The organism is Aquimarina acroporae (genome assembly GCF_023195925.1).
Classification (GTDB): domain Bacteria; phylum Bacteroidota; class Bacteroidia; order Flavobacteriales; family Flavobacteriaceae; genus Aquimarina; species Aquimarina acroporae.
This window is the reverse complement of record NZ_JALPRE010000038.1, coordinates 1-279: the sequence shown is the minus strand read 5'-3', so window position 1 is coordinate 279 and position 279 is coordinate 1. Positions and strand designations below refer to the sequence as shown.

General features: G+C 35.8%; 1 protein-coding gene. It reads right to left on the bottom strand.

What is annotated here, in order from left to right; all coding sequences use genetic code 11:
- The coding region (locus tag M0D21_RS22895; protein ID WP_248334357.1) for a hypothetical protein at positions 1 to 279 on the bottom strand (279 nt) is incomplete at both ends.

The following is a 279-nucleotide window of genomic DNA, read 5'->3' as shown; positions in this document are numbered from 1 at the left end:
TTCTCATTTATAATCAAATCAGGAATATCACTGTTGAATGGCTTTTTAATGCTGTTCTTCTGAATATTTATATGCATATTAGACCGGGCCATACTACCATTGGAACGAATCGTAGAAAAACGTAACCGGTCATTCTTATTCAAAAACATGGTGTTAATTACAAAACTTTGATTTGCCTTATCTACATCGATCAACTTACCCGCGTTCGATCCAGAAGGAAACATATACACTTTCTCTACACTAGCTCCTTTTGAACTCTGTACTCTACCTCTAACTACC